Annotated in this window: 24 protein-coding genes and 1 riboswitch; of the genes, 14 read left to right on the top strand and 10 right to left on the bottom strand. The window is 70.4% G+C overall.

The genetic code is table 11. The annotated features are described in order from the left end of the window. Positions 1-155: 155 nt before the first annotated feature. Positions 156-251: riboswitch (glycine riboswitch) on the bottom strand. A gap of 73 nt (positions 252-324) precedes the next feature. Then, positions 325-1,494 carry a MarP family serine protease gene (locus tag ACLQ2Q_RS09255; protein WP_425820152.1) on the bottom strand — a complete coding sequence of 390 codons (1,170 nt, stop codon included), beginning with the start codon at positions 1,492-1,494 and terminating at the stop codon, positions 325-327. Positions 1,495-1,622: 128 nt separating this feature from the next. Here ACLQ2Q_RS09255 and ACLQ2Q_RS09250 point away from each other — a divergent pair, with 128 nt between their 5' ends. Genes ACLQ2Q_RS09250 through ACLQ2Q_RS09225 form a run of 6 tightly spaced genes read left to right on the top strand, consistent with a single transcriptional unit; the run spans position 1,623 to position 8,468 of the window. Beyond that, complete coding sequence (locus tag ACLQ2Q_RS09250) at positions 1,623-2,369, top strand: NUDIX hydrolase (RefSeq protein WP_425820573.1); 747 nt, start codon at positions 1,623-1,625, stop codon at positions 2,367-2,369. After that, complete coding sequence (gene nadA / locus ACLQ2Q_RS09245) at positions 2,366-3,703, top strand: quinolinate synthase NadA (RefSeq protein ID WP_425820151.1); 1,338 nt, start codon at positions 2,366-2,368, stop codon at positions 3,701-3,703. Before ACLQ2Q_RS09250 ends, nadA begins: the two co-directional genes overlap by 4 nt. Next, positions 3,700-5,442: an L-aspartate oxidase gene (gene nadB, locus ACLQ2Q_RS09240; RefSeq protein WP_425820150.1), complete on the top strand. Its 1,743-nt coding sequence runs from the start codon at positions 3,700-3,702 to the stop codon at positions 5,440-5,442. The genes nadA and nadB overlap by 4 nt, the downstream gene beginning before the upstream one ends. Beyond that, entirely contained in the window at positions 5,436-6,293 is an 858-nt protein-coding gene (nadC, locus tag ACLQ2Q_RS09235) for a carboxylating nicotinate-nucleotide diphosphorylase (protein ID WP_425820149.1), read from the top strand. The genes nadB and nadC overlap by 7 nt, the downstream gene beginning before the upstream one ends. A 7-nt stretch (positions 6,294-6,300) precedes the next feature. Beyond that, on the top strand, positions 6,301-7,506 hold the full coding sequence (locus tag ACLQ2Q_RS09230) for a cysteine desulfurase family protein (RefSeq protein WP_425820148.1): 1,206 nt from the start codon (positions 6,301-6,303) through the stop codon (positions 7,504-7,506). Continuing rightward, positions 7,503-8,468, top strand: coding sequence for a glycosyltransferase family 2 protein (locus ACLQ2Q_RS09225; protein WP_425820147.1), 966 nt, complete (start codon positions 7,503-7,505; stop codon positions 8,466-8,468). Before ACLQ2Q_RS09230 ends, ACLQ2Q_RS09225 begins: the two co-directional genes overlap by 4 nt. A 201-nt stretch (positions 8,469-8,669) precedes the next feature. On the opposite strand, the gene ACLQ2Q_RS09220 is transcribed toward ACLQ2Q_RS09225, so the two are convergent. Beyond that, complete coding sequence (locus ACLQ2Q_RS09220; RefSeq protein ID WP_425820572.1) at positions 8,670-10,697, bottom strand: ABC transporter ATP-binding protein; 2,028 nt, start codon at positions 10,695-10,697, stop codon at positions 8,670-8,672. A 57-nt stretch (positions 10,698-10,754) separates the two neighbouring features. Between ACLQ2Q_RS09220 and ACLQ2Q_RS09215 the strand changes: the two genes are divergently transcribed. Beyond that, positions 10,755-10,994, top strand: a complete 240-nt coding sequence (locus ACLQ2Q_RS09215) for a hypothetical protein (RefSeq protein WP_425820146.1) — start codon at positions 10,755-10,757, stop codon at positions 10,992-10,994. Here ACLQ2Q_RS09215 and ACLQ2Q_RS09210 read toward each other — a convergent pair. Continuing rightward, positions 10,991-11,641 (bottom strand): DUF1345 domain-containing protein, encoded by a 651-nt coding sequence (locus ACLQ2Q_RS09210; RefSeq protein ID WP_425820145.1) that lies wholly within the window; start codon positions 11,639-11,641, stop codon positions 10,991-10,993. The two genes, ACLQ2Q_RS09215 and ACLQ2Q_RS09210, sit on opposite strands and share 4 nt — an antisense overlap. A 112-nt stretch (positions 11,642-11,753) precedes the next feature. On the opposite strand from ACLQ2Q_RS09210, the gene ACLQ2Q_RS09205 reads away from it, so the two are divergent. Further along, positions 11,754-13,253, top strand: coding sequence for an MDR family MFS transporter (locus ACLQ2Q_RS09205; protein ID WP_425820144.1), 1,500 nt, complete (start codon positions 11,754-11,756; stop codon positions 13,251-13,253). Positions 13,254-13,293: 40 nt separating this feature from the next. Next, positions 13,294-13,872 (top strand): carboxymuconolactone decarboxylase family protein, encoded by a 579-nt coding sequence (locus ACLQ2Q_RS09200; RefSeq protein ID WP_425820143.1) that lies wholly within the window; start codon positions 13,294-13,296, stop codon positions 13,870-13,872. 2 nt (positions 13,873-13,874) lie between these two features. On the opposite strand, the gene ACLQ2Q_RS09195 is transcribed toward ACLQ2Q_RS09200, so the two are convergent. Further along, positions 13,875-14,003: a hypothetical protein gene (locus tag ACLQ2Q_RS09195; protein ID WP_425820142.1), complete on the bottom strand. Its 129-nt coding sequence runs from the start codon at positions 14,001-14,003 to the stop codon at positions 13,875-13,877. A 107-nt stretch (positions 14,004-14,110) separates the two neighbouring features. On the opposite strand from ACLQ2Q_RS09195, the gene ACLQ2Q_RS09190 reads away from it, so the two are divergent. Next, on the top strand, positions 14,111-14,752 hold the full coding sequence (locus tag ACLQ2Q_RS09190; RefSeq protein WP_425820571.1) for an LON peptidase substrate-binding domain-containing protein: 642 nt from the start codon (positions 14,111-14,113) through the stop codon (positions 14,750-14,752). Positions 14,753-14,830: 78 nt separating this feature from the next. Next, on the top strand, positions 14,831-15,379 hold the full coding sequence (locus ACLQ2Q_RS09185; protein WP_425820141.1) for a type 1 glutamine amidotransferase domain-containing protein: 549 nt from the start codon (positions 14,831-14,833) through the stop codon (positions 15,377-15,379). A 16-nt stretch (positions 15,380-15,395) separates the two neighbouring features. On the opposite strand, the gene ACLQ2Q_RS09180 is transcribed toward ACLQ2Q_RS09185, so the two are convergent. From ACLQ2Q_RS09180 to ACLQ2Q_RS09170, 3 genes are all read right to left on the bottom strand, one after another. Further along, positions 15,396-16,238, bottom strand: coding sequence for a DNA-formamidopyrimidine glycosylase family protein (locus ACLQ2Q_RS09180; protein WP_425820140.1), 843 nt, complete (start codon positions 16,236-16,238; stop codon positions 15,396-15,398). After that, on the bottom strand, positions 16,231-16,797 hold the full coding sequence (locus tag ACLQ2Q_RS09175) for a pyridoxamine 5'-phosphate oxidase family protein (protein ID WP_425820139.1): 567 nt from the start codon (positions 16,795-16,797) through the stop codon (positions 16,231-16,233). The genes ACLQ2Q_RS09180 and ACLQ2Q_RS09175 overlap by 8 nt, the downstream gene beginning before the upstream one ends. 78 nt (positions 16,798-16,875) lie before the next feature. Continuing rightward, the gene (locus tag ACLQ2Q_RS09170) at positions 16,876-17,256 is read right to left on the bottom strand and encodes a VOC family protein (RefSeq protein ID WP_425820138.1); all 381 of its coding nucleotides are present in this window, start codon (positions 17,254-17,256) and stop codon (positions 16,876-16,878) included. A 72-nt stretch (positions 17,257-17,328) separates the two neighbouring features. Here ACLQ2Q_RS09170 and ACLQ2Q_RS09165 point away from each other — a divergent pair, with 72 nt between their 5' ends. Then, on the top strand, positions 17,329-18,249 hold the full coding sequence (locus ACLQ2Q_RS09165) for an aminoglycoside phosphotransferase family protein (protein ID WP_425820137.1): 921 nt from the start codon (positions 17,329-17,331) through the stop codon (positions 18,247-18,249). Between the two features lie 9 nt (positions 18,250-18,258). Continuing rightward, a complete protein-coding gene (locus tag ACLQ2Q_RS09160) occupies positions 18,259-18,660 on the top strand; it encodes a PPOX class F420-dependent oxidoreductase (protein WP_425820136.1) in 402 nt (133 codons plus the stop codon). A gap of 86 nt (positions 18,661-18,746) precedes the next feature. Here ACLQ2Q_RS09160 and ACLQ2Q_RS09155 read toward each other — a convergent pair whose 3' ends face one another. From ACLQ2Q_RS09155 to ACLQ2Q_RS09145, 3 genes are all read right to left on the bottom strand, one after another. Beyond that, positions 18,747-19,628 (bottom strand): LLM class flavin-dependent oxidoreductase, encoded by an 882-nt coding sequence (locus ACLQ2Q_RS09155; protein WP_425820135.1) that lies wholly within the window; start codon positions 19,626-19,628, stop codon positions 18,747-18,749. A gap of 167 nt (positions 19,629-19,795) precedes the next feature. Beyond that, complete coding sequence (locus tag ACLQ2Q_RS09150) at positions 19,796-20,380, bottom strand: Hsp20/alpha crystallin family protein (protein WP_425820134.1); 585 nt, start codon at positions 20,378-20,380, stop codon at positions 19,796-19,798. 125 nt (positions 20,381-20,505) lie between these two features. After that, on the bottom strand, positions 20,506-20,889 hold the full coding sequence (locus tag ACLQ2Q_RS09145) for a hypothetical protein (protein WP_425820133.1): 384 nt from the start codon (positions 20,887-20,889) through the stop codon (positions 20,506-20,508). Positions 20,890-21,005: 116 nt separating this feature from the next. Here ACLQ2Q_RS09145 and ACLQ2Q_RS09140 point away from each other — a divergent pair, with 116 nt between their 5' ends. After that, positions 21,006-22,283, top strand: coding sequence for an FAD-dependent oxidoreductase (locus ACLQ2Q_RS09140; RefSeq protein ID WP_425820132.1), 1,278 nt, complete (start codon positions 21,006-21,008; stop codon positions 22,281-22,283). The last annotated feature ends 13 nt before the right edge of the window (positions 22,284-22,296 follow it).

Genomic DNA, 22,296 nt, shown 5'->3' with positions numbered 1-22,296 from the left:
GTTCTCCGGTGCTCGTCCGGGCTGGCGTCGGGTGACGCCGGCGAACTCCCCCTCTGTCATGGGCCTGAGAGCTTCGACGCGGCATCCACTGCACTGATCGGATGCTGCGGCTTTCACCGTCGGCGGGTCCACGAGGACCGCTTTTCAGAGTGGCCGGACCCCGCGCGGTACGCGGACCTGAGAGATTGGCGGGGAGGCTTGCTCCTTCGGTGCCCGGCAAGGTTCTGCCGGGGCTCTCCCGCGAGGGTCGTGCGGCCTGTCTTCAGTTGCGAGGCCAGCATATCGGGCGCGCGCGAGAAAACGGGCACCATCCGCGAATGGAGCTCAGCCGCTGCAGGTGCCGGAGGCGACCGCGGCGTCCAGCTCGGCGAGCCGGTCGACGACGGGCGACATCTCCGTCGGTGTCATGGCGTAGCCGAGATCGTCGTCGCCCTCGGCGCGCGCGAACACGAGGCCGGCGACCTGGCCGGTCGTGGAGAGCAGCGGACCGCCCGAGTTGCCAGGACGCACCTGCGCGGCGAGCGCGTAGACCTCCCGCGCGGAGCTCGATTCGTCGTAGACGTCGGGGACGTCGGCCATTCCGACCGAGAGCACCCGCGCGGCGCCCGTCGTGAACGGACCGCCGTACGGGTAGCCCTGCACGACCGCCTCCGATCCGACCCCGAGGGTCGGCACCACGTCGAGCGGTGTCGCATCCAGGCCGTCCACGGCCACCACGGCGATGTCGTCTACGGGGTCGAAGTAGACGACCCGGCCCTCCCGCGCCTCTCGACCAGGCAGCTCGACGACCGGGCGGTCGACGCCGGCCACCACATGCGCATTCGTCATCACGCGATCCGGCGCCACGACGAACCCCGAGCCGCTGGCGGTGATGCCGCACGCGAACGCGACGCCCGACACGCGGGCGACGGACTGCGCGGCGGCGGTGAGCGCTGGTTCGTCGAGCGCGACATCCGGGATGCTCGGCGCGAGCTGCGGGGCCAGCAGCTGTCCGAGCCGAGGGATGCCCTCCTCGGCGGCGCCGCGAAGCTGGGCCATCGTCGCGGCGAGGGGCCGCGGCGTGAGGTCTTGGATGGCGGTGAGGATGCGCGACGACGACACGGATGAGGCGACGAAGGGCATGCCCGTCGCCGCCAGACTCTGCCCTGCAAGGGAGACCGCGAGGGCCGCGACCGTCAGGCTGACCGCTCCGCCCAGGAGACGCTCGAGCCCGCGCAGCTTCGTCTTGTCGACGCCGCGCCGCAGAGCCATCCCGATCGCGGAGCCCACCGCGGATCCGATCAGGAGAAGTCCGACCGCCACGGCCAGGACGGCGGCCCCCCGCCATGCGGCATCCGGAATCGCGGCGTTGACCAACGGAACCGCCCAGTACGCGGCGAGGCCACCGACGGCGAGCCCGACGAGGGAGCCCACGCTCGCCAGCAGTCCGCGCATGACGCCGATGATCACGGCCATCACGAGGATCGCGAGCACGACGATATCGACGGCGGCCACCGGTGTTCCCCTCCCCTGGTCGGAGCGATCCTAAGCGGCTGACCTGGGAGGACTCCCGGCCGCGTTCCGCGGTTTGCACTTCATGTCGGGATGACTATAAGATGGCGGATGAAAGGGTTAGAGTCATGATGACACGAACGAGCGTTCTCGAAGCATCCACCGACACGGCACCGGCCGCGGACGACGTGACGCGCGTGGCCGTGTCGACCGTCATCTTCAGCCTGCGGCCCCGCGCGGACGGCGCGTCGATCGTCCTCCCCCTCGTGCGCCGCACCCGCGACCCGTTCGAGGGTCTCTGGGCCCTGCCCGGGGGATGGCTCGACCCCGCCGAGGGGCTGGATGCCGCGGCATCCCGCACGCTCGCCGAGACCACCGGGCTCGCCCCGACCTATCTCGAGCAGCTCTACGCCTTCGGCGATGTCGACCGCTCCCCCACCCGCGTCGTGTCGATCATCTACTGGGCGCTCCTGCGCCCCGACGAGATCATCGGCGTCCACGCCGACGACGCACCGGCCTTCGCCGACGAGAACGTCGAGTGGTTCGACGCGGCATCCCTCCCGCGTCTCGCGTTCGACCACAACGCGATCGTCGACTACGCCCTGTGGCGCCTGCGCAACAAGGTCGGCTACAGCCGCATCGCGCACGGCCTGCTCGCCGACGAGTTCACCCTCGCCGAGCTGCGCGAGGTCTACGAGTCGATCCTCGGCCGGCGCCTGGACCCCGCGAACTTCCGCCGCCAGGCGGAGGCCTCGGGCACCCTCATCCCGACCGAGCACTTTCGCACGGGCAGCCACCGGCCCGCCCGCCTCTACCGCTACAACCAGGACGTCGAGCTCGCCGATCGCGGGCCCCTGACCGGATCGAGCCCGAAATGACCCTGCACCCATCCACGGTGGCCGACCCCTCGGTCGACCACGCCCTCCGTCTCATTACGACGGGCCGCTCCAACGCCGAGACGTGCAACACCGACCTCGCCGCCGGCCCGTGGAACTTCGACACACGCCCCGGCTACGGACCGGGCGCATCGATGGGCGACGTCATCCCGACCGGATCGCCGCGGCAGGGCGAGCTGCCGGTCGAGTACCGCGACGCCTCCGAGGAGGAGCTGGACGCCCGCATCCGCGCGGCCAAGGCGACGCTCGGCGACCGGGTCGTGATCCTCGGCCACTTCTACCAGCGCGAAGAGGTCGTGCGACACGCCGACTACGTGGGCGACTCGTTCCAGCTCGCCAACGCCGCGAAGGCGCGATCGGATGCCGAGGCCATCGTCTTCTGCGGCGTGCACTTCATGGCCGAGACCGCCGACCTGCTCTCCACGCCCGAGCAGTCCGTGATCCTGCCCAACCTCGCCGCGGGCTGCTCGATGGCCGACATGGCCAACATCGACCAGGTCGAGGAGTGCTGGGAGCAGCTCGAGGAGGTCTTCGGGCCGCTCGATCAGCCGGGCCCCGACGGCCGGGTGCCGGTCATCCCCGTCACGTACATGAATTCCGCCGCCGACCTCAAGGGGTTCTGCGGGCGCCACGGAGGCATCGTCTGCACCTCCTCGAACGCGAAGACCGTGCTCGAGTGGGCCTTCCAGCGCGGCGAGCGCGTGTTGTTCTTCCCCGACCAGCACCTGGGGCGCAACACGGCGAAGGCCATGGGCGTGCCGCTGGAGCAGATGCCGATGTGGAACCCGAACAAGCCGCTGGGTGGCAACGACCTCTCCGCCGTCGAGGACAGCCGCGTTCTTCTCTGGCACGGGTTCTGCTCGGTGCACCGCCGCTTCACCGTCGACCAGATCGAGAAGGCGCGCGCGGAGTTCCCGGGCGTGCGCGTGATCGTGCACCCCGAATGCCCCATGCCGGTGGTGGATGCCGCGGACGAGGCCGGCTCGACGGACTACATCCGCAAGGCGATCGAGGCGGCGACCGAGCCCACGACCTTCGCTGTCGGCACCGAGGTCAACCTCGTGCAGCGCCTCGCCGCCGACAACCCGCAGCACACGATCTTCTGCCTGGATCCGGTGGTCTGCCCCTGCTCGACGATGTACCGCATCCACCCCGGCTACCTGGCATGGGTGCTCGAGGGTCTCGTCGGCGGCGAAGTGCTGAACCGCGTCTCGGTGCCCCTGGATGTGGCGGAGCCCGCGCGGCTCGCGCTGGAACGGATGCTCGCGGCGAAGCCGCCCGAGGCACCCGCGCTCGTGGCCGAGAGCCTGTCGTGACGGCGGCCGGAACGAGCGGGAGCGCCGCCGACGTGCAGCGGGGCGCCGTGCATGCCGTTCTCGTCGGGAGCGGCATCGCCGGACTGACGGTCGCCCTCCATGCGGTCGCGGCCGGGGTGCGTGTGACCCTCGTCACCAAGGACGTGCTCGAACACGCCAACACCCGCTACGCCCAGGGCGGCATCGCGGGCGTGATGTTCGCCGACGACCGCATCGGGGATCACATCGCCGACACCCTGCGGGCGGGCGCCGGCCTCGCCGACCCCGAGGCCGTGCGAGTCCTTGTCGATGAGGGCCCCGCACGCATCCGGGAGCTCATCGGTCTGGGTGTCGCGTTCGATCGCGACGAGGACGGCGCCTTTCTCAAGGGTCTCGAGGCGGCGCACTCCTATCCGCGCATTCTGCATGCGGGCGGGGATGCCACGGGCACAGCCATCGAGAAGGCACTCGTGGCGCGGCTGCGGGCCAGCGGCGCCCGGGTGATCGAGCACGCCTTCCTCGTCGACCTGGTGTGCGAGGGCGGCCGCGTCACGGGCGTGGACCTGCTGGTGGAGGAGCCATCCGCGCCTACGGGCGGCGTCGGTGGCGGGACCGGGAACACGCGCCGGATGGTTCTGGACGCCGATGCCGTGGTGCTCGCGACGGGCGGGGCCGGCCAGCTCTACGCCCACACCACGAACCCGGTGGTGGCGACAGGTGACGGGATCGCGGCGGCGCTGCGCGCCGGCGCTGCCGTCACCGACCTGGAGTTCTTCCAGTTCCACCCCACCGTGCTGGCTGCCGGCGAAGCGTTCCTCGTGTCGGAGGCCGTCCGGGGCGAAGGCGCGACGCTGATCGATGAGAACGGCCGGAGGTTCGCGTTCGACGCGCATCCGGATGGCGAACTGGCGCCACGGGATGTGGTCGCCAGGGCGATCGCACACCAGATGGACCTTCAGGGCGGCCGGCCGGTGCACCTGGACGCGACGGCACTCGGCGCCGAATTCCTGGCGAGCAGGTTCCCGACGATCGACGCCGCCGTGCGTGAGCGAGGCCTCGACTGGTCGCGCCGGCCCATCCCCGTCACCCCGGCCGCGCACTATCTCATGGGCGGGATCACCACTGACCTGCACGGCCGCACGAGCATCCCGGGGCTGTACGCCGTGGGCGAGGTCGCCAGGACCGGGGTGCACGGCGCGAACCGGCTCGCCTCGAACTCTCTGCTGGAGGGCGCCGTGTTCGGCGCTCGGGCGGGTTCGGTGCTGGCCGCCGACGCGACGGGAGGAGACTGGCCCGCGGCACCCGTGCCCGCGGCCTACGCCGAACCGGCCGCCGAGCAGTCGCTTCCCGTTGCTGCCGGCTCCGCGGAGCGTCGAGACGAGAGGACCGGAGGATCGCGGGACGGGGCTGGCGGTGTGCCGCCGTTCTCGCGCGACGCGCTGCAGGCCCTGATGTGGGAGGACGCGGGACTGGTGCGCGACAAGACCGGTCTGGCACACGCGGCGCGCATCCTCGCCGCGTGGAGCGCGACGCCCCGGATCCCCGTCACCGAGGCCGAGTTCGAGGACGAGAACCTGCTGCAGGTCGCGACCGCGCTGGTCGCGGCGGCGCGCGCCCGCCGCGTCTCCGTCGGTGCGCACTTCCGCTCCGACGGGGTGGGTTCCGACGACATCGTGACCGACCTCGTCGACGCCGAACAGCGTCGCGCCGCCGAATCCACCGTTCACGAATCGAGCACCGTCGGAGCGTCGGCGTGCTGACCCGCACCACGATCGATCGCGCGGTCGCGGCGGCGCTCGAAGAGGACGCCCCGTGGGGTGACATCACGAGCGAGACGCTCATCACGCCGGATGCGCAGGCGCGCGCCGAGCTCGTCGGCCGCGAATCCGGGGTGTTCTCCGGCGGCGAGGTGTTCGCGGCCGCGTTCCGGCTGACGGACCCGCGGATCACGGTCGAGCCGCTCGTGGAGGACGGCGAGTGGTTCGCAGCGGGATCGACCCTCGCCATCGTGGCCGGCCCGGCGCGCGGGGTGCTCACGGGTGAGCGCGTCGGTCTCAACTTCGTGCAGCGCATGTCGGGCATCGCCACGCTCACCTCCCGCTACGTGGCCGAGGTCGCGCACACGGGCGCCCGCGTCGCGGACACCCGCAAGACCACCCCGGGACTGCGCGCCTTCGAGAGGCACGCGGTGATGAACGGCGGGGGCCACAATCACCGGCACTCCCTCTCGGATGCCGTGATGGCCAAGGACAACCATCTGGCCGTGCTCGCGCAGAAGGGCGTGTCGGTCACCGCGGCGCTGCAGGGGGCCATCGCCCGCCTCTCCCACACCACGCACGTCGAGGTGGAAGTCGACCGCCTCGATCAGATCGAGGCGGTGCTCGCGGCGGGGATCGGAACCATCATGCTCGACAACTTCTCGCTCGATGACCTGCGCCGGGGCGTCGAGCAGGTCGGGGGTCGTGCCACCGTCGAAGCCAGCGGCGGTGTCTCCCTCGCCACGGTGCGGGCGATCGCCGAGACCGGCGTCGACGTGATCTCCGTCGGTGCCCTGACGCACTCCGCGCCCGCGCTGGACCTCGCCCTCGACATCCGGATCCACGCGCGCTGAGCCGAAGATGAGCATCCACGCGCACGGGACATCGTCCGACCTCTCCAACGGCACGCCTCACCCGGGTGAAGCCACGTTGTACCTCGACAACGCCGCGACGACACCGGTGCGCCCGGAGGCGCTCGAGGCGATGCTTCCGTACCTGACCGGCGTGTACGGCAACCCGTCGAGCCACCACACCCTCGGCGAGAGAGCAGCGCAGGCGCTGGCGGATGCGCGTGGGCGGGTCGCGGCGGTCTTCGGGATGCGCCAGAGCGATGTGATCTTCACCTCCGGGGGCACCGAGGCGAACAACCTCGCGATCAAGGGAATCGCGATCGCCGCACAGCTCGGCCGCGATCGCAGACACCTCGTCACGACGCCGATCGAGCACGAATCGATCCTGGAGTCGGCGGACTATCTCGAGCGGGTGCACGGCTTTGACGTGTCACGCGTTCCGGTGGACGGCACGGGCACGGTCGATCCGGCCGCCATCGGCGCCGCCCTTCGCGAGGACACCGCGCTGGTCAGCGTGGGCTACGCGAACAACGAGGTAGGGACGATCCAGGATGTGGGTGCGATCGCGACCCTCGCGCGCGAGCGCCGCATCCCGGTGCACGTGGACGCGGTGCAGGCGGCCGGATGGCTTCGCCTGGCCGGCTCTGGCGCGGACGCCATCTCCATCGCCGGCCACAAGATCGGCGCTCCGAAGGGCACCGGCGCGCTCGTCGTGCGTGGCCGCGTCCCCCTCGAACCGCTTCTGCACGGCGGCGGACAGGAGCGCGGCCGGCGCAGCGGCACCGAGCACGTCGCCGGCGCCGTGGCACTGGCTACCGCCCTCGACCTCGCCGAGGCCGAACGCGAGGAGGCGTTCGCCCGTGTCACCCGGTTGCGGGAGGACTTCGTCGCGCGCGTGCTCGATCGCGTGCCGAGTGCGACGCTGACGGGGCATCCGGTGCATCGGCTCCCGGGCACCGCGAGCTTCACCTTCGCGGGCACCAGCGGCGAGGCCGTGCTGCTCGAGCTGGAGCGCCGCGGCATCGTGTCCTCGAGCGGGTCGGCCTGCGCGGCGGGCAGCGACGAGCCGTCGCACGTGCTGGTGGCCATGGGCATCGAACCGGAAGTCGCCCAGACCGCCGTGCGCTTCACGCTCGCGCATGCGGCGTCGAAGCCGCTCGATGCGGTGGCGGACGCCGTCGCCGCGTCGGTGGCCGCCGTACAATCGACCCGATGAGCCGTACACCCGCCACCGTCACCGTGATCGTGCCGGGGTTCGATGTCGCACCCTACGCGCAGGAGGCATTGGACTCCCTCCGCGCCCAGACGCTGACCGACTGGACGGCGGTTCTAATCGATGACGCATCTCACGATGCGACCGGGGCGATCTTCGCCGCGGCCGCTGCAGCCGACCCCCGCTTCCGGGTGGTGACGCAGGATCGTCGGAGGGGCCTGGGGGCGGCGCGCAACGCGGGCCTCGATCTCGTCGACACGGAGTTCGTGGCCTTCCTCGACGCGGATGATGTGCTGCGACCCGGCGCCCTCGAGCGGCTCGTCGACACGCTCCGCGAATCGGGCAGCGACTTCGCCGCCGGCGCCTACGTTCGCCTGCGCCCGGATGGCGACGAGTACGTCGAGGGCGAGGTGCAGCCGTGGGTGTCGTCCGCCACGAGTCCCGAGCGCCGGGGCACGACGATCGACGCGCACCCCGACGCCTCCTCGAACATCGTCGCCTGGTCGAAGGTCAGCCGGGCGTCGTTCTGGCACCGGACCCGCCTGCGCTTTCCCGAGGGCAAGCTCTACGAGGATCAGGTCGTCGCGCAGCGGATGTACTCCGGCGCGGCGTCCTTCGACGTCGTGCCCGACGTCGTCGTGCTCTGGCGCGTCCGCGCCGACGGCTCATCCATCACCCAGCGGGAGGCGGCCCTGCCGGTGCTGCGCGAGTGCCTCGAGGCCATGGCGGCCGGTCTGGCCGTTCTGGAGGACGGCGGCCATGCCGCGGCGGCGGCCGCCCGCCGCCGGCAGATCCTGGGGATGGACGTGCCGCGCCTCGCCGGCATCGCCGCACAGCATTCGGAGGATGCCTACCGCAGCGCCCTCGGATCCTTCACCCGCGACATCTGGGACGCGGCCGGGGCCGAGCGCGCGGAACTGACCGAGGCCTCCGCGACCGCCGTCGCCGCCGCCCGGCTCTGGTAGTCACGTACCTCGCGCGGAATCGACCCTGTGGACGACGTCTTCGGGCTCCCGTGGCCCCTCGGTCAGTTCGAGACGGCGGCGGTCTTGGCCCAAGACGCGTGCCGCACGCAGGCTGAGTGGGGCAAGAGTGCAGTGCGGGCGGCCCTTCGAGCGCGCGACGCCGATGCAGCCTGAATGCGGAACGCCAAGGGCATCCGCCGCTCAGCGGGCTTCGGGAACCGGCGCCTCGCCGAGCTCCTCGAGCTGCGGCCAGTCCCGCTCGCCGACGGGAGCGTCGAGGGTCAGTGGACGTCCGTCTGCCGGGGGCCGATCCGCGCGCCGGTCGGGGTGGTCGGCGGGCGGCTCGGATTCCTCCACCTCGAGGATGCGGGACGCTGCCAGCTGCTCGGCCGCCAGCTCCGAGTAGAGGCCGCCGGCCTCGATGAGTTCGGAGTGGGTTCCGCTCTCGACGATGCGCCCCGCGTCGACGACATGGATGACGTCGGCGCCGATGATCGTGGAGAGCCGGTGGGCGATGGAGAGGGTGGTGCGCCCCCGCGCCGCCGCGTCGAGCGCCTCCTGCACGACCCGTTCCGACACCGTGTCCAACGCGCTCGTGGCCTCATCCAGGAGCAGCACCGGCGGATCCTTCAGCAGCACCCGGGCGATCGCGATGCGCTGCTTCTCGCCGCCCGAGAGGCGGTAGCCGCGCTCACCGACCACCGTGTCGTAGCCGTGCTCGAAGCCCTCGATGATGTGGTGGATGTTCGCCGCCCGGCAGGCGGCCTCCAGCTCCTCGTCGCCGGCGTCCGGCTTGGCGTAGCGCAGGTTCTCGCGGATGGTGGCGTGGAAAAGATACGTCTCCTGGCTGACGATCCCGACGTGATCGATGATCGACTCCTGGGTCAGGTTGCGCACGTCCTCGCCGGCGAACAGGACCGTTCCCTCTGAGGCCTCGTACATGCGGGGCGTGAGGTAGATGACGGTCGTCTTGCCGGCGCCGCTCGGACCGACGAAGGCGACGTGCTGGCCCGGCTCCGCGGTGAACGAGACGCCTTGAAGCGTGGGGCGCGAGTCGGCGGTGGCATCCGGATAGCGGAACACGACGTCGCGGAACTCGATGCGACCCACCGGGCCCGGCGCCCGGTCGACGCTCGTCGCGTCGGGCGAATCGCGGATCGCCGGGACCAGGTCGAGATACTCGAAGATGCGCGCGAACAGCGCCGAGGACGTCTGGATGTCGAGCGCGACGCGCATGAGGCCGAGGAGGGGCTGCAGCAGCCGCGCCTGAACCGTCGTGAAGGCCACGATCGTACCGGCAGTGATGGCGTCGGTCCCGCCGCTGATCAGGTACCCCGACACGAGGTAGATGACCGCCGGGACGCTCGCGATCAGCACATGCACGACGCCGAAGAACCACTGGCCGCTCATCGCCCAGCGCACCTGCAGGCCGACCTGGTTGACGTTCTCGGTGCGGTAGCGCGCGGACTCGGTGCGCTGCCGGTTGAAGGACTTCGAGAGCAGGATGCCCGAGACGCTCAGAGTCTCCTGCGTGATCGCGGTCAGTTCCGAGAGCGACTCCTGCGTCTCCCCTGCGATCCTCGCGCGGACCTGCCCGACCCGGCGCTGCACGACCACCAGCACCGGCATGATGACGATCGCGATGATGGTGAGGCGCCAGTCGATGATGATCATCGCGACGAGCGAGGCGATCACCGTGACGACGTTGCCCAGGATGCTGGTCACGGTGTTCGTCAGTACGCCCGCGACTCCGCCGACGTCGTTCTGCAGGCGGGACTGGATGACTCCGGTCTTCGTGCGGGTGAAGAAGCTCAGCTCCATCGCCTGCAGGTGCTCGAAGAGCCGGACGCGCAGGTCGCCGGTGACCTTGTTCCCGACCGTGGACGTCAGCCAGGTCTGCACGATCCCGAGGCCGGCGCCCACCACGAACAGCAGCACCATGAGCCCCACGAGGCGCGCGAGCAGCGCCAGGTCGGGGGCGGACCCGTCGGTCGGGAACAGGGCGTCGTCGAAGATGCGCTGCACGAGCAGCGGCGGGATGACCGCGATCGCCGCGCCGGCGATGACGAGGATCGCCGTGCAGGCGATCTGGATCCGGTACGGACGGAACAGCGCCACCACCCGCGGCCCGAGATTCGGGATGCGTGGGGCCTCGGCGTTCAGCTTCTTTTGCGCCTCGATGTCGACGCCGCGGAAGCCTCCGCCTCGTGGTCCGCCACCTCCGCCCATGCTCACGCTACGAGCCTAACCACGGGCCGGGACAGCGGGACGAGTATGGTGGGGGCCATGACCTCCACCCCCGACTCCCCGCCCCACAACGGTGACGACCTGGCGCAGCTGCGAGCAGAGATCGACGAGCTCAAGTCGCACACCACGGAGGAGCTCATCGACCCGACTTTCGGCGATCTCGAGGGGAAGCAGCTCGACGCCGGGCCGACGGAGGCCCCGGGCAGCGCGTTCGAGACCGACGCATACCGCAAGAGGCAGCACGAGAAGGACGAGCGCCGCTCGCACGAGGGCAGCTAGACCGAGGCGATCCCGACCACGAGGTTGATCACGTTCGCGATGATCACCGTGGCGAACACCCACGCCAGAACGGTCTGACCGATCACGATGCGCCGGATGCGGTTGCTCGTCACGTTGGTGTCTGCCACCTGGTACGTCATCCCCAGTCCCACCGCGAAGTAGATGAAGTCGGTGTACATCGGCGCTTGCGCACCGTGGAAGTCGATGCCCCCCGCCGGCTCCTCGAAGTACTCGTGGGCGTAGCGGAGCATGTAATTCGTCTGGATCAGGAACCAGGATGCCGCGACGCTGAACACCGCGATGGCGGCGAGGATGGCCGACTCCCCCAGGGGCGCCGTTCCCGTCTGGAACAGCACGACGGCCACGGCGCCGAGGCTGGCGACGCTTCCCGCGATCGAGACCAGCCGGGCGACGCGGCGACCCGGGTCTTCGCGGCTGGCGTGGTCGCGGGTGCGCTGCGCATCCATGGGCCACGTGTAGGCGAGCACGGCGACGACGACGGTCACCGCCGCCGCGCCCCAGCCGGCGAGCAGCCCGGCCGCGACGCCCAGAAGCGGGGCCAGGGCGATGCCCACGGCGACCCCGGCCACTCCGGCCGCCGTCCAGCGCCACACCACATCACGGGGAAGGCGGCGCATCGGCGGCATGCAGGAATATTCGCACGCCGAACCGGGAATGCGATGTCGGCGCTCGCGGTTAGCCTCGGTTGACGCCATCCTCGGGTGGCCTTCGCCGTCAAGCCCCGAGGAGTTCCATCAGATGACCGCCGATACCGACACCATCCGGGTCTCCGCACCGCAGAACGTCTCGTCCGTCGGGCTCACGTCTCGCGAGACCCGTGTCATCTGGCTGCTGCTGGGCGCCGCCTTCGTCGCGATCCTCAACGAGACGACGATGGGCGTGGCGATCCCGCACCTCATCACCGACCTCGGCATCACCGCCCTCGCGGCGCAATGGCTGACGACGGCGTTCATGCTCACGATGGCGGTGGTCATCCCCATCACCGGCTTCCTGCTGCAGCGCTTCACCACGCGCGCGGTGTTCATCGCGGCGATGTCGCTCTTCTCGCTCGGAACCCTGCTGGCCTTCCTCTCGCCGGGTTTCCCTATGCTGCTCGTCGCGCGCGTCGTGCAGGCATCCGGCACGGCGATCATGATGCCGCTGCTCATGACGACCCTCATGACGCTCGTGCCGCCGCAGCAGCGGGGACGGATGATGGGCCGCGTCAGCGTGGTGATCTCGCTCGCCCCGGCGATCGGGCCGACGGTTTCCGGCCTCCTGCTCGACACGGTGGGCTGGCGCTGGATCTTCGGGCTGATTCTCCCCATCGCCTTGACCGCTCTCGCCGCCGGTGCGCGCTGGATGGTCAACCTCGGGGAGACCACGAAGGCTCCGATCGACGTCCTGTCGGTCATCCTCTCCGCGTTCGGCTTCGGCGGGCTCGTGTTCGGGCTCAGCCAGATCGGCGCGGGCGCCGAGACCACCGACTCCGCCGCGGCCGCGATGTCGGCCACGACGCTCGTCGCGTCACTGGCCGTCGGCGTTCTCGCGCTGGGGCTGTTCGTCTGGCGCCAGCTGCTGCTGCAGCGAAAGGATGACGCGCTGCTCGACCTGCGGGTGTTCCGGTCGACCAACTTCTCGATCTCCATCGTTCAGATGCTCCTCGTGTCGATGTCGTTCTTCGGCGCCATCACGGTGCTGCCGCTCTATCTGCAGAACGTGCTCGGCATCACAGCGCTCGTCACCGGCCTCATCGTCCTGCCCGGCGCGCTCATCATGGGGCTCCTCGGCCCGATCGTCGGCCGCATCTACGACAACCGGGGCACGCGGGTGCTGCTGATCCCCGGCTCGATCATCTCGAGCAGCGTGCTGTGGTTCTACACCACGCTCGGGGAGTCGACTCCGATCTGGGTCGTGGCGATCGCTCAGACGGTGCTGTCGGTAGGGCTCGCGCTCTCGTTCACGCCGCTCTTCACGGCATCGCTCGGATCGCTGACCCCGCGCTTCTACTCCTACGGCAGCGCCGTGCTCGGTACGGTGCAGCAGGTGGCCGGCGCTGCCGGCATCGCGCTCATGGTCGCGATCCTCTCCGGCGTCTCCGCCGGCGCCGTCGCCGAGGGAGCCACCGCGCTCGCCGCCGGTGCCGCCGGGGTCCGGGCCGCGTTCATGACGGCGGCCATCATCTCGCTTCCGGCCATTGTCGGAGCGTTCCTCGTCCGCAAGCCCGCCGACTCCATCGGCGCGCCGATCGGGCATTGATCCACTGGCGCCACGGGCTTCGTGCCGACAGGATCAGGTCATGATCGTGCATCCACCTCACCCCGGCGACGTGTCGGGATTCGCCGCCGAGAAGTATGCGGAGGACCTCGCGACCGACGGGTTCGTCTACAGCCACACCAGAGTGATGGCGATGAATCCGGACGCCGACCTCGCCTTCGAGCAGCTCACCGGCTCGCTGGTGTCGACCCTCGGTCTGCGCAATTACGAGCTGGTGACGCTCGCGGCGGCGCGCACCCTCCGATCTCCGCATTGTCTGCTCGCGCACGGGAGAAAGACACTGCGGGCCGGCGTGCTCGATGAGGCGCAGCTCGTGCGTGTCGCCGCCGACTACACGTCGGCCGGGCTCAGCGACGCGGAGGTCGCGATGATGGCGTTCGCCGAACGGATGTCGGTGGATGCTTCCGCTATGACCGACGCCGACTCGCAGGTGCTCCGCGACCACGGCTTCAGTGATCGCGACATCGTGGACATCGCGATGGCTGCGGGTGCGCGGAACTTCCTGAGCAGGGTGTTACAGGCTCTGGCGGTTCCCGTAGAGGACGTGCCCGAACTCGATGAGGACGTTGCCGCGGCTCTGCTGAGCCCGACGAGGGCGTGAGGTCAGTTCGTCGCGCAGCAGGATGAACCGCCGCAGCACGACGCCTCGTTCGACTCCGTCTTGAGCAGGTTGAGCGCACTCGGCGCAGGCTGAAGCGGCGTGGCGGGCGTCTCGGTCGAAGTCGTCGTCATGAGTCCAGGATACCCGGGGGTCGCGATGACGGCTTCGGGTGGGCTGGGAAGTCCCCTGCGTCGGCCCCGATGCCGGTCGCGCGTGATTCACTGGCTGGGTGACGACGATGGCGATGTTCCCGCTGGGGTCGGTGCTGTTCCCCCACATGCCGATCGCGCTCCGGGTCTTCGAAGAGCGGTATCTCGCGATGCTGTCCGCCGTGCTTCAGGACGAGCCGGGCGAGTTCGGCGTCGTGCTGATCGAGCGCGGCTCCGAGGTGGGCGGCGGCGACCGGCGGTTCGACATCGGCACCGTCGCGCGGATCGAGGAGCTCGGCACCACGGACGGGGCGGTGGCCGTGATCGGGTCCGGCACGACCCGCATCGCGGTGGACCGCTGGGTGGACGACGGTCCCTTCCCGCAGGCGGAGGTCACGGAACTGGCCGACCTCGAGTGGAAGGATGAGTACCTGCCGCTCCTCACCCAGGCGGAGTCGATCGTGCGTCGAACGATCGCCCGCGCGGCCGAATTCGTCGAGCATCGGTGGAGCCCGGATGTCGCGGTCGATGACGACCCCGCCGTGGCTTCGTGGCAGCTTGCGGGGATCGCACCCCTCGGTGACATGGACCAGCTCGAGCTGCTGCGTTCCACCAGCCTGCCGCAGCTGTTGACCCGGCTCATCGATCTGACCGTCGAAGCCGGCGAAACGCTCACGGCCACGTGGGGTGACGAGAAACCCGGCGACAGCGGCTGGGGCACCGGCGCCTGAGCACCCTTCGTCGTGGGTCGGCCCTTCCGCACTGTCAAGCCCCTGATCGCCCAGCGACCCCCGGATTACCGTCGGTGCATGACCGAACTCAATGGAAAGACCGTCGCGTTTCTCGCGACCGACGGCTTCGAAGACAGCGAGTTGACCTCACCATGGGGCGCGATCACCTCCGCCGGCGCGTCCGCGCGCCTCATCTCTCCCACAGCCGATGAGATCACCGGCAAGAACGGCCACAAGCATGCCGTGGATGCCGCTCCGGCCGATGCCGATGCCTCGGCGTTCCACGCCCTCGTGCTGCCCGGCGGCGTCGTCAACGCCGACCATCTGCGCATGGACGAGGCATCCGTCGCCTTCGCCCGCGCCTTCTTCGAGCAGCACAAGCCGGTCGGCGTGATCTGCCACGGTGCGTGGATCCTGATCGAGGCCGGGGTCGTGGACGGGCGCAGGATCACCAGCTACCCCAGCCTCAAGACCGACCTCCGCAACGCCGGGGCCGATTGGGTCGACGAGGAGGTCGTCGTCGACCACGGTCTCGTCTCCAGCCGGACGCCGCGCGACCTGCCCGCCTTCAACGCGAAGGTGGTCGAGGAAATCGCCGAGGGCGCGCACGCCGAGCAGAAGCCCTGAGCACAGGCCCGGGGGGTCAGTCCAGTGCCACGCCTTCGGTCTGGCACGTGGGGCAGTACTGGGCGGCGGCGCCGGAGAACGTGAGCTCGCGGATGACATCGCCGCAGACGGGGCAGGGCTGTCCCGTCCGGCGGTGCACGCGGAGCGCGGCGTGCTTGGTCGCCTTGAGATCTTCCGGCGCAACTCCCCGCCGGGCCGCCGTCGACTCCGCGAGAATCGTCCTCATCGCGCCGAAGAGGCGCCCGACCTCGTCTTGCGACAGCGCCGACGCGTGCACCACGGGCGAGAGTCCCGCCGCATGCAGGATCTCGTCGGAGTAGGCGTTTCCGATGCCGGCGAGTGCGGCCTGATCCTGCAGCAGTGCCTTGATCTGCTTCTTGCGGCCGGCGAGGATCGCAGCGAACTCGACGAGGTCGAAGGCCGGGTCGAGGGGATCAGGACCGAGTTTCGCGACTGCCGGGATGTCGGCGGTGTGCGGGACGATGTGCACCGTGAGCGATTTCCACTGACCGGCATCCGTCAGATCGAAGCCCGCCCCGTCGTCGAGGCGGATGCGGGCCATGAGGGTCGCGTCGCCGGCGCGTGCCATCCCGTCGGGAACCGCGTCGTGCCAGAGCAACCAGCCATCGTGACCGAAGTGCACGACGACGTGCCACGTCGTGCCCGCCGGATCGGTCACAACCACGTCGATCATCTTCGCAATCCGGGTCACGGCCGCCACGCGGCATCCGATGACCGCTGAAGGGTCACCCGCCTTCAGCATCTTGCCGAGCGCGATGTCGAAGCCGCGGATCCCGCGCCCGCTCGTGCGCGCGGTGAGGAAGGCTGCCAGCTCGTGGACCTCCGGCGCCTCAGGCATTCGGGCTGTCGTCCTTGTCGGGGGCGAAGTGCGGAATGGGCGTCGGTCGGTCGCCACGCCTCGGCGGGGACCGCTTCTCGTCGGGGGCGGGCGCCTCCGCAACCTCGCGTTCGGCCGTCGCCGCTGCGCTCTGCGGTGCGTTGTGCGTACCCTTGCGGAACCGTCGCCCCGTGACCGTGCTCGGAGTGAGCCGGATGACGTGGGGCTTGCTCGCAGGGTTCGCGGAATCCAGCCGGAGGACTCCGGAATCGCGGATCTCAGCGTCGTGCTCCACGCGTGCCGCGGCGCCTCGGACGACGACGCTCCAGTGCGAGGCGTCGTCTTCTCCGTCGATCTCGAGGGCAGCGGCCGGCCGGATCGCGATGTCCAGCACCTTGGCGCCGTGTGCGGACCGCGCGTACAGCGACCCGTTGTGGACGGTGTAGTTCAGGGGGAAGACGTCGGGCGCGCCGTCCAGACCGGTCACCGCCAGGCGGCCGAGGCTGACGCTCTCGAGCAGCCCCCAGCACTCGGCAGTGCCGAGTTCCTCGATCGGCCTCTCGCCGCGTTCAGCAGCCACGATGCCCCCTTTCGTTCCCACCCCCATTACAGGTCACGTGGCACAAGTGCACCAGTGGTGTGTCGCACCGATCACTGTTCACGCCTCGTCCTGGATCACGAGCAGCATGGTGCCTTCCGGATCCGTCAGGTAGGCCACGCGCTCGCCCCACGGCATGTCAGCCGGGGGAACCGCGACGGCACCGGATGCGGCCGCCACTGCGGCGTCGAGATCGGGGACGTAGATGCAGACATCGACGGCATGCCCGGTGGCGGGCAGCGGAGTCGCCCCGTACATCGCCTCGCTCGTGCCCTGCGCGAGCGCCACCTGGCCGGAGCCGATCCGCAGCGTCAGGTACACCGGTTCGCCCTCGTCGGGAAACCGGTAGGCCAGGTCGCCGGCGAAGACCCGTTCGTACCATCCGCGGGTACCGACGAGATCGGCACAGTTGATGATCGGGAACACTTCGCCTCTCGCCATTGCCCCAGTGTAAATCGCAGCCTTTCGCGCGTGCGAGGGCCCGGCGAGCGCCGGCGACGGTAGCGTGGGGCGGTGACCTCGGACCACCGGAACGCCACGAGCAGCGACGCCGGACGGATCGACGCCGCCATGATCGATGAGCCGCTCATTCGCAGCCTGCTGGACGAGCAGTTCCCGCAGTGGAGCGCCCTCCCGCTCCGATTCGTCGAACGCGGAGGCAACGACCACCGTATCTACCGGCTCGGCGACGACCTCAGCGTCCGACTTCCCAGCGCAGCCGGCTACGTGCCCCAGGTTGCGAAGGAGCAGGCGTGGCTGCCGCGCCTCGCGGGGTCCGTTCCACTCCCGATCCCGGTCGTGCGCGGCGTGGGCAGGCCCACCGAACGCTTTCCGGCACCGTGGTCCGTCTACGGCTGGCTCCCCGGAGTGCCGGCATCGCGCACGGTCGTCGAGAACCCGGTGCGCTTCGCGGCGGACCTCGCGGCGTTCCTCGTCGCCCTCCGGTCGGCCGACACGACCGGCGCGCCGGGTCCTGGGCCGCACAGCGCCTTCCGCGGCGCTCCGCTGGAGCACTTCGATTCCGAGACGCGGGACCTGCTCATGCGGGTGCATGGGCGGGAACGCGACCTCGCGGTCGGCATCTGGCGCGACGCGCTGGATGGGGTCTTCACCGGCGCGCCGGTGTGGTTCCACGGGGACGTGTCCGTGAACAACCTGCTGGTGGAGGACGGTGCGCTCACCGCGGTGATCGACTTCGGCTGCGCCGGCGTGGGAGACCCGGCGTGCGACACCGTCCTCGTCTGGACATTCCTCTCGGGAGAGGCGCGCGAGGTGTTCCGTCGCGAATACGACGTCGACGACGCGACCTGGGCCCGGGGACGCGGCTGGGCACTCTGGAAGGCCCTCATCATGATCACGAACAAGCCACCCGGCCAGGCCGAACTGGCGCGACACGTGCTCGACCAGCTGTTCGCTGAACGAGGCGTCGGGTAGACACGAGGGATGGGCACTCCGGCATCCCTCACCCTCGACGGCCAGCGGTTCGTCGCCGACCGCCATCTGGCGACCCTCTCCACGATCGGCCCGTCGGGCGGCATCCACGTCGTCGCCGTCGGCTACACCTTCGTGGACGGGTTCGTGCGCATCATCACGAGCGACGGCAGCCAGAAGGTGCGCAACGTGGAGCGCGACGGGCGGGCGACCGTCGCGCAGGTGTCCGGTCCGCAATGGCTGAGCATCGGCGGCGTGGGCGTGATCGAAAGGGATGCCGACTCCGTGGCACTCGCCGTGAGCCTGTACGCCGCCCGCTACCGCCAGCCCCGGGTGAACCCACGTCGCGTCGTGATCCGAGTCACCCCGGAGCGGATCCTCGGTTCCGCCGGGCTGTTCGCGAGGAGTGACTGAGCCCCCGCGGGACGCACGGGCAACTCGCAGCCGGACACCGCCGAGCCGAGGCGCGCGGTGGGTGCTGATTCGAGTAAGGCGCCGGCTCAGAGCACGCGGCCGGCGACCTCCGCGACCTGGCGCATGAAGGGGGCGAGGTCGGACTCGTCCGCCAGCGGCTGCAGGATCACCGCGTCCGCGCCGGCGTCGTAGAACTCCTCGAGGCCCGCCGCCACCGCGGCCGCCGTGCCGGACAGGATGCGGTCGGTCTGTCCGGCCATGTCCCAGCGCTCCAGCTGTGCTGTCACGCGCGCACCGGCATCCGTCCCGAACGCGACCGCGACGTAGACGACGACCGGCTGCGCGCCGGTTCGTCCCGCGGCACTGGCACCCTCGCCGATGAGCGCGACCGCTTCGGCGACGCGGGCCGGACTCGTTCCGCCCGTCAGGATGGTGCCGTCGGCGACCTCGCCGGAGAGACGCAGCGTCTTGGGACCCTCACCCGCCGCGTAGACGGCCGGCGGCGACGTGGGCGGCCAGTCCAGACGCACGTCGTCGAGTCGCACGTAGCGGCCCTGGGTCGACAGCGTCTCACCCCGGAGGAGCGCACGCAGCGCGGGCGCGTACTCGCGCATCAGCGTCAGCGGCGATGCCACCCGGGCGCCGACCTGCCCCATCCACGACAGCACGCCGTGCCCGACACCCGGCAGCAGGCGGCCGGGGAACATCCGCTCGATCGTCGCGATCTCCATCGCGGTGATCGCGACATTGCGCAGCGGCATCGGGGCGATGCCGATCCCGACCTGGAGCCGCTCCGTCCAGGCGAGGGCCGCAGCGGCGCTCGAGAACCCGGCTTCGCGGAAGCAGTCTTCCCACAGCCACAGCTCGGACACGCCGGCGTCCTCGGCCGCCTCCACAGCGGCGCGCAGGTCTTCCGGGGGCAGGTCGGGAATGAAGATGGCGCCGATGCGGCGCTGTCCGGATGTCATCGGCTCAGGATGGCACAGGGAGCCGACACGTGCGGAGGGATCCGACACGTGCAGAGGGAGCCGACACGTGCGTCGTTCCGCGTCGGCCGGCGAACTTCCGCTCGCGCTCGGAGCATCTGAGACGATGTGGGCTCGAGGTGACGGGGACGAGGGAGGTGGCGGGTACGTCAGGGCCCCGTAGACGGTGCCGTTCCCGGCGAGCCGGACGCCGAATCCGGCGCGGGGCCCGCTCCGTAGCCGACTTCGCCGAGCGGTGCCGTGTCACCCGGTTGCGCGCCCTGTTCCGCGCGCTGCTGCGCACCCTGTGAGGCCTGGCCCTCTTGCGGAGATTCGGTGCTGATCGGGACACGCCGCGGAGACGGCGCCTCCACGAAGGGCACCGTCACCCTGAGCACGCCCTCGCGGAAGTCGGCGGAGATGGCCTGCTCGTCCGCGCGCTCGGGCAGCACGATGCGCCGGTAGAAGCTCATGCTGCTCTCGCGCACCAGATAGCGCTTCTCGGCTTCTTCGTCGCGCTCGCGCCGCTCGGCCCGGATCACCAGCGCGGCTTCGTCGACGCTGATGTCGATGTCGTCGAGGGCGAAATTGGGCAGGTGCGCCTCGACCACCATCCGCTGATCGCCCTCGGTGTAGACATCGGTCGTGGGCACGACCGCGCCCCGAAGCGGTGACAGGAAATCCTCGCCGAAGAACGAGCGCTGGAGCGCCTTGAGTTCGGAGAAGGGGTTGTACTTCACGGTTCCACGGGCCATTTCAATCCTCCTTTTCGGGATGTGGTGGCAGCACGCTACGAACCGTCGCCGAGCGGCGAGAGGGGGTTGCGCTCGGCCACGTCAAGTGCTTCGCGACGAAACCCCGTTCTCTCGCCCGGGCGCCCTCAGCGATCGGTCTTCTTCGCGTTCCAGTCGGTGAGGTTGTACACGGTGATCAGTGCAGCGCCGAGACCCAGCCAGTACCAGCGCCCGCGCTTGTCGCGCACCACGCCCGCGGCCAGCGGGGCCAGCAGGTACAGCGGCACACTGCTCTTGTCGATCGTGCCGTGCACCTTGAAGGGCACGACCTTCTGCACGGCCAGTGGCTGGGTCGTGACCGAGTTGAGTGCGCCCTGGATGACGCCGAAGGCGGCGAACACGCCGATCAGCGACGGGCGCAGCTTGAGCAGACCCGGCAGCACGAGGTTACCGGCGGCGAGACCGTAGTCGATGATGCCGTGCATGCGGGGCGTGATGGGCTTGCCAGGAGTTGATGTCCTCTTGTTCATGCCGACACTGAACACGTCCGTCCGCACGTTCCGCAGGGGCTTGCGCACGGCGTGTGCACTCGGTATCGGCGGGTCGCCCCCGTCCCGCCTGTTCAAGGGGCACCTATCGTGGAAGCGTGGAGGCTCACGACGTCGTCGTTCTCGGTGCGGGGCTGGCGGGCCTGCGGTGCGCCGCGCGAGTCGCGCAGGCCGGCCACGATGTCGTCGTACTGGAGGCGGAGGAGGTCGTCGGCGGACGTCAGCGTACGGACGCCGTCGATGGCTTTCTCCTCGACCGCGGCTTCCAACTGCTGAACCCGGCCTACCCGGCCGTCAAACGGTGGGTGGATGTCGACGAGCTGCGACTGCGGTCGTTCCCCGTCGGCGTCGCGGTCCGGCGCGAGAAGGGCCTCGTCGAACTGAGCGATCCCCTTCGTCGCCCGTCCGGTCTGCCGGCCACGGTTCGAAGCGGCCTGCTCGGGCCGATGGATGCCGCCGCGCTCGCCCGCTGGGTCCTGCCCGTGCTCCTCTCGCCTCGGGCGGTGATCAGGGGGGCGGATCGCACACTGCGCGAAGGCTGGGACCGCGTCGGCCTTCGAGGACCTCTCCGGAGGGAGGTGCTGGAGCCGTTCCTCGCCGGAGTGCTGGCCGAGGATCGTGGAGAGACCTCCGACAGTTTCACCCGCCTCCTGATCCGGATGTTCGTGTTGGGCGCTCCGGGGGTGCCGGAGCAGGGAATCGCCGCCGTGCCGGCGCAGCTCGCCCGGACGGCTGCCATGGCGGGAGCCGACATCCGACTCGGGATGCGGGCAGGAGGTGTGGGGAGACGAGACGGCATCGCGCATATCGACGTCGAGGGTGCGGATGCGATCGCCGCGCGCGCCGTGGTGGTCGCCGTCGGCCCCGACCGGGTCGCGGACCTGACGGAGCTTCCGCGTCCCACGACCAGAGGGCTCCAGACGTGGTGGTTCGCAGCCGACGCCGCGCCCACGGCATCCGGCATGCTCGCCGTCGACGGCCGCCGAGCGGGTCCCGTGGTCAACGCCGTTGTGATGTCGCACACCGCACCCTCATACGCCCCGGCCGGGAGGCACCTCATCTCCGCGACCTGCCTGCTGTCCTCGCGAGCCCGCACCGATCCGGGCTCCGCTCCGCAGGAAGCCGACGTGCGTCGTCACATCGGCGAACTGTGGGGCACCGCGGCCGACGACTGGCAGCTGCTCCGCCGCGACGACATTCACGACGCCCTGCCCGCCCAACCGCCGCCGCTTCAAACCATCAGCCCCACGCGGCAGGGCGATGGCGTCTATGTCGCGGGCGATCACCGCGATACCCCCTCCATCCAGGGAGCGCTGGTGTCAGGTGAACGCGCGGCTCGGGCGGTGCTCGCCGACCTCGCCTCGCGGGGCGCGTGACAATCGACCGCGC

The organism is Microbacterium sp. DT81.1 (assembly GCF_049844955.1).
Classification (GTDB): domain Bacteria; phylum Actinomycetota; class Actinomycetes; order Actinomycetales; family Microbacteriaceae; genus Microbacterium.
Note: the sequence above shows the minus strand (reverse complement) of the source record. Positions and strands in the feature narration are given on the sequence as shown.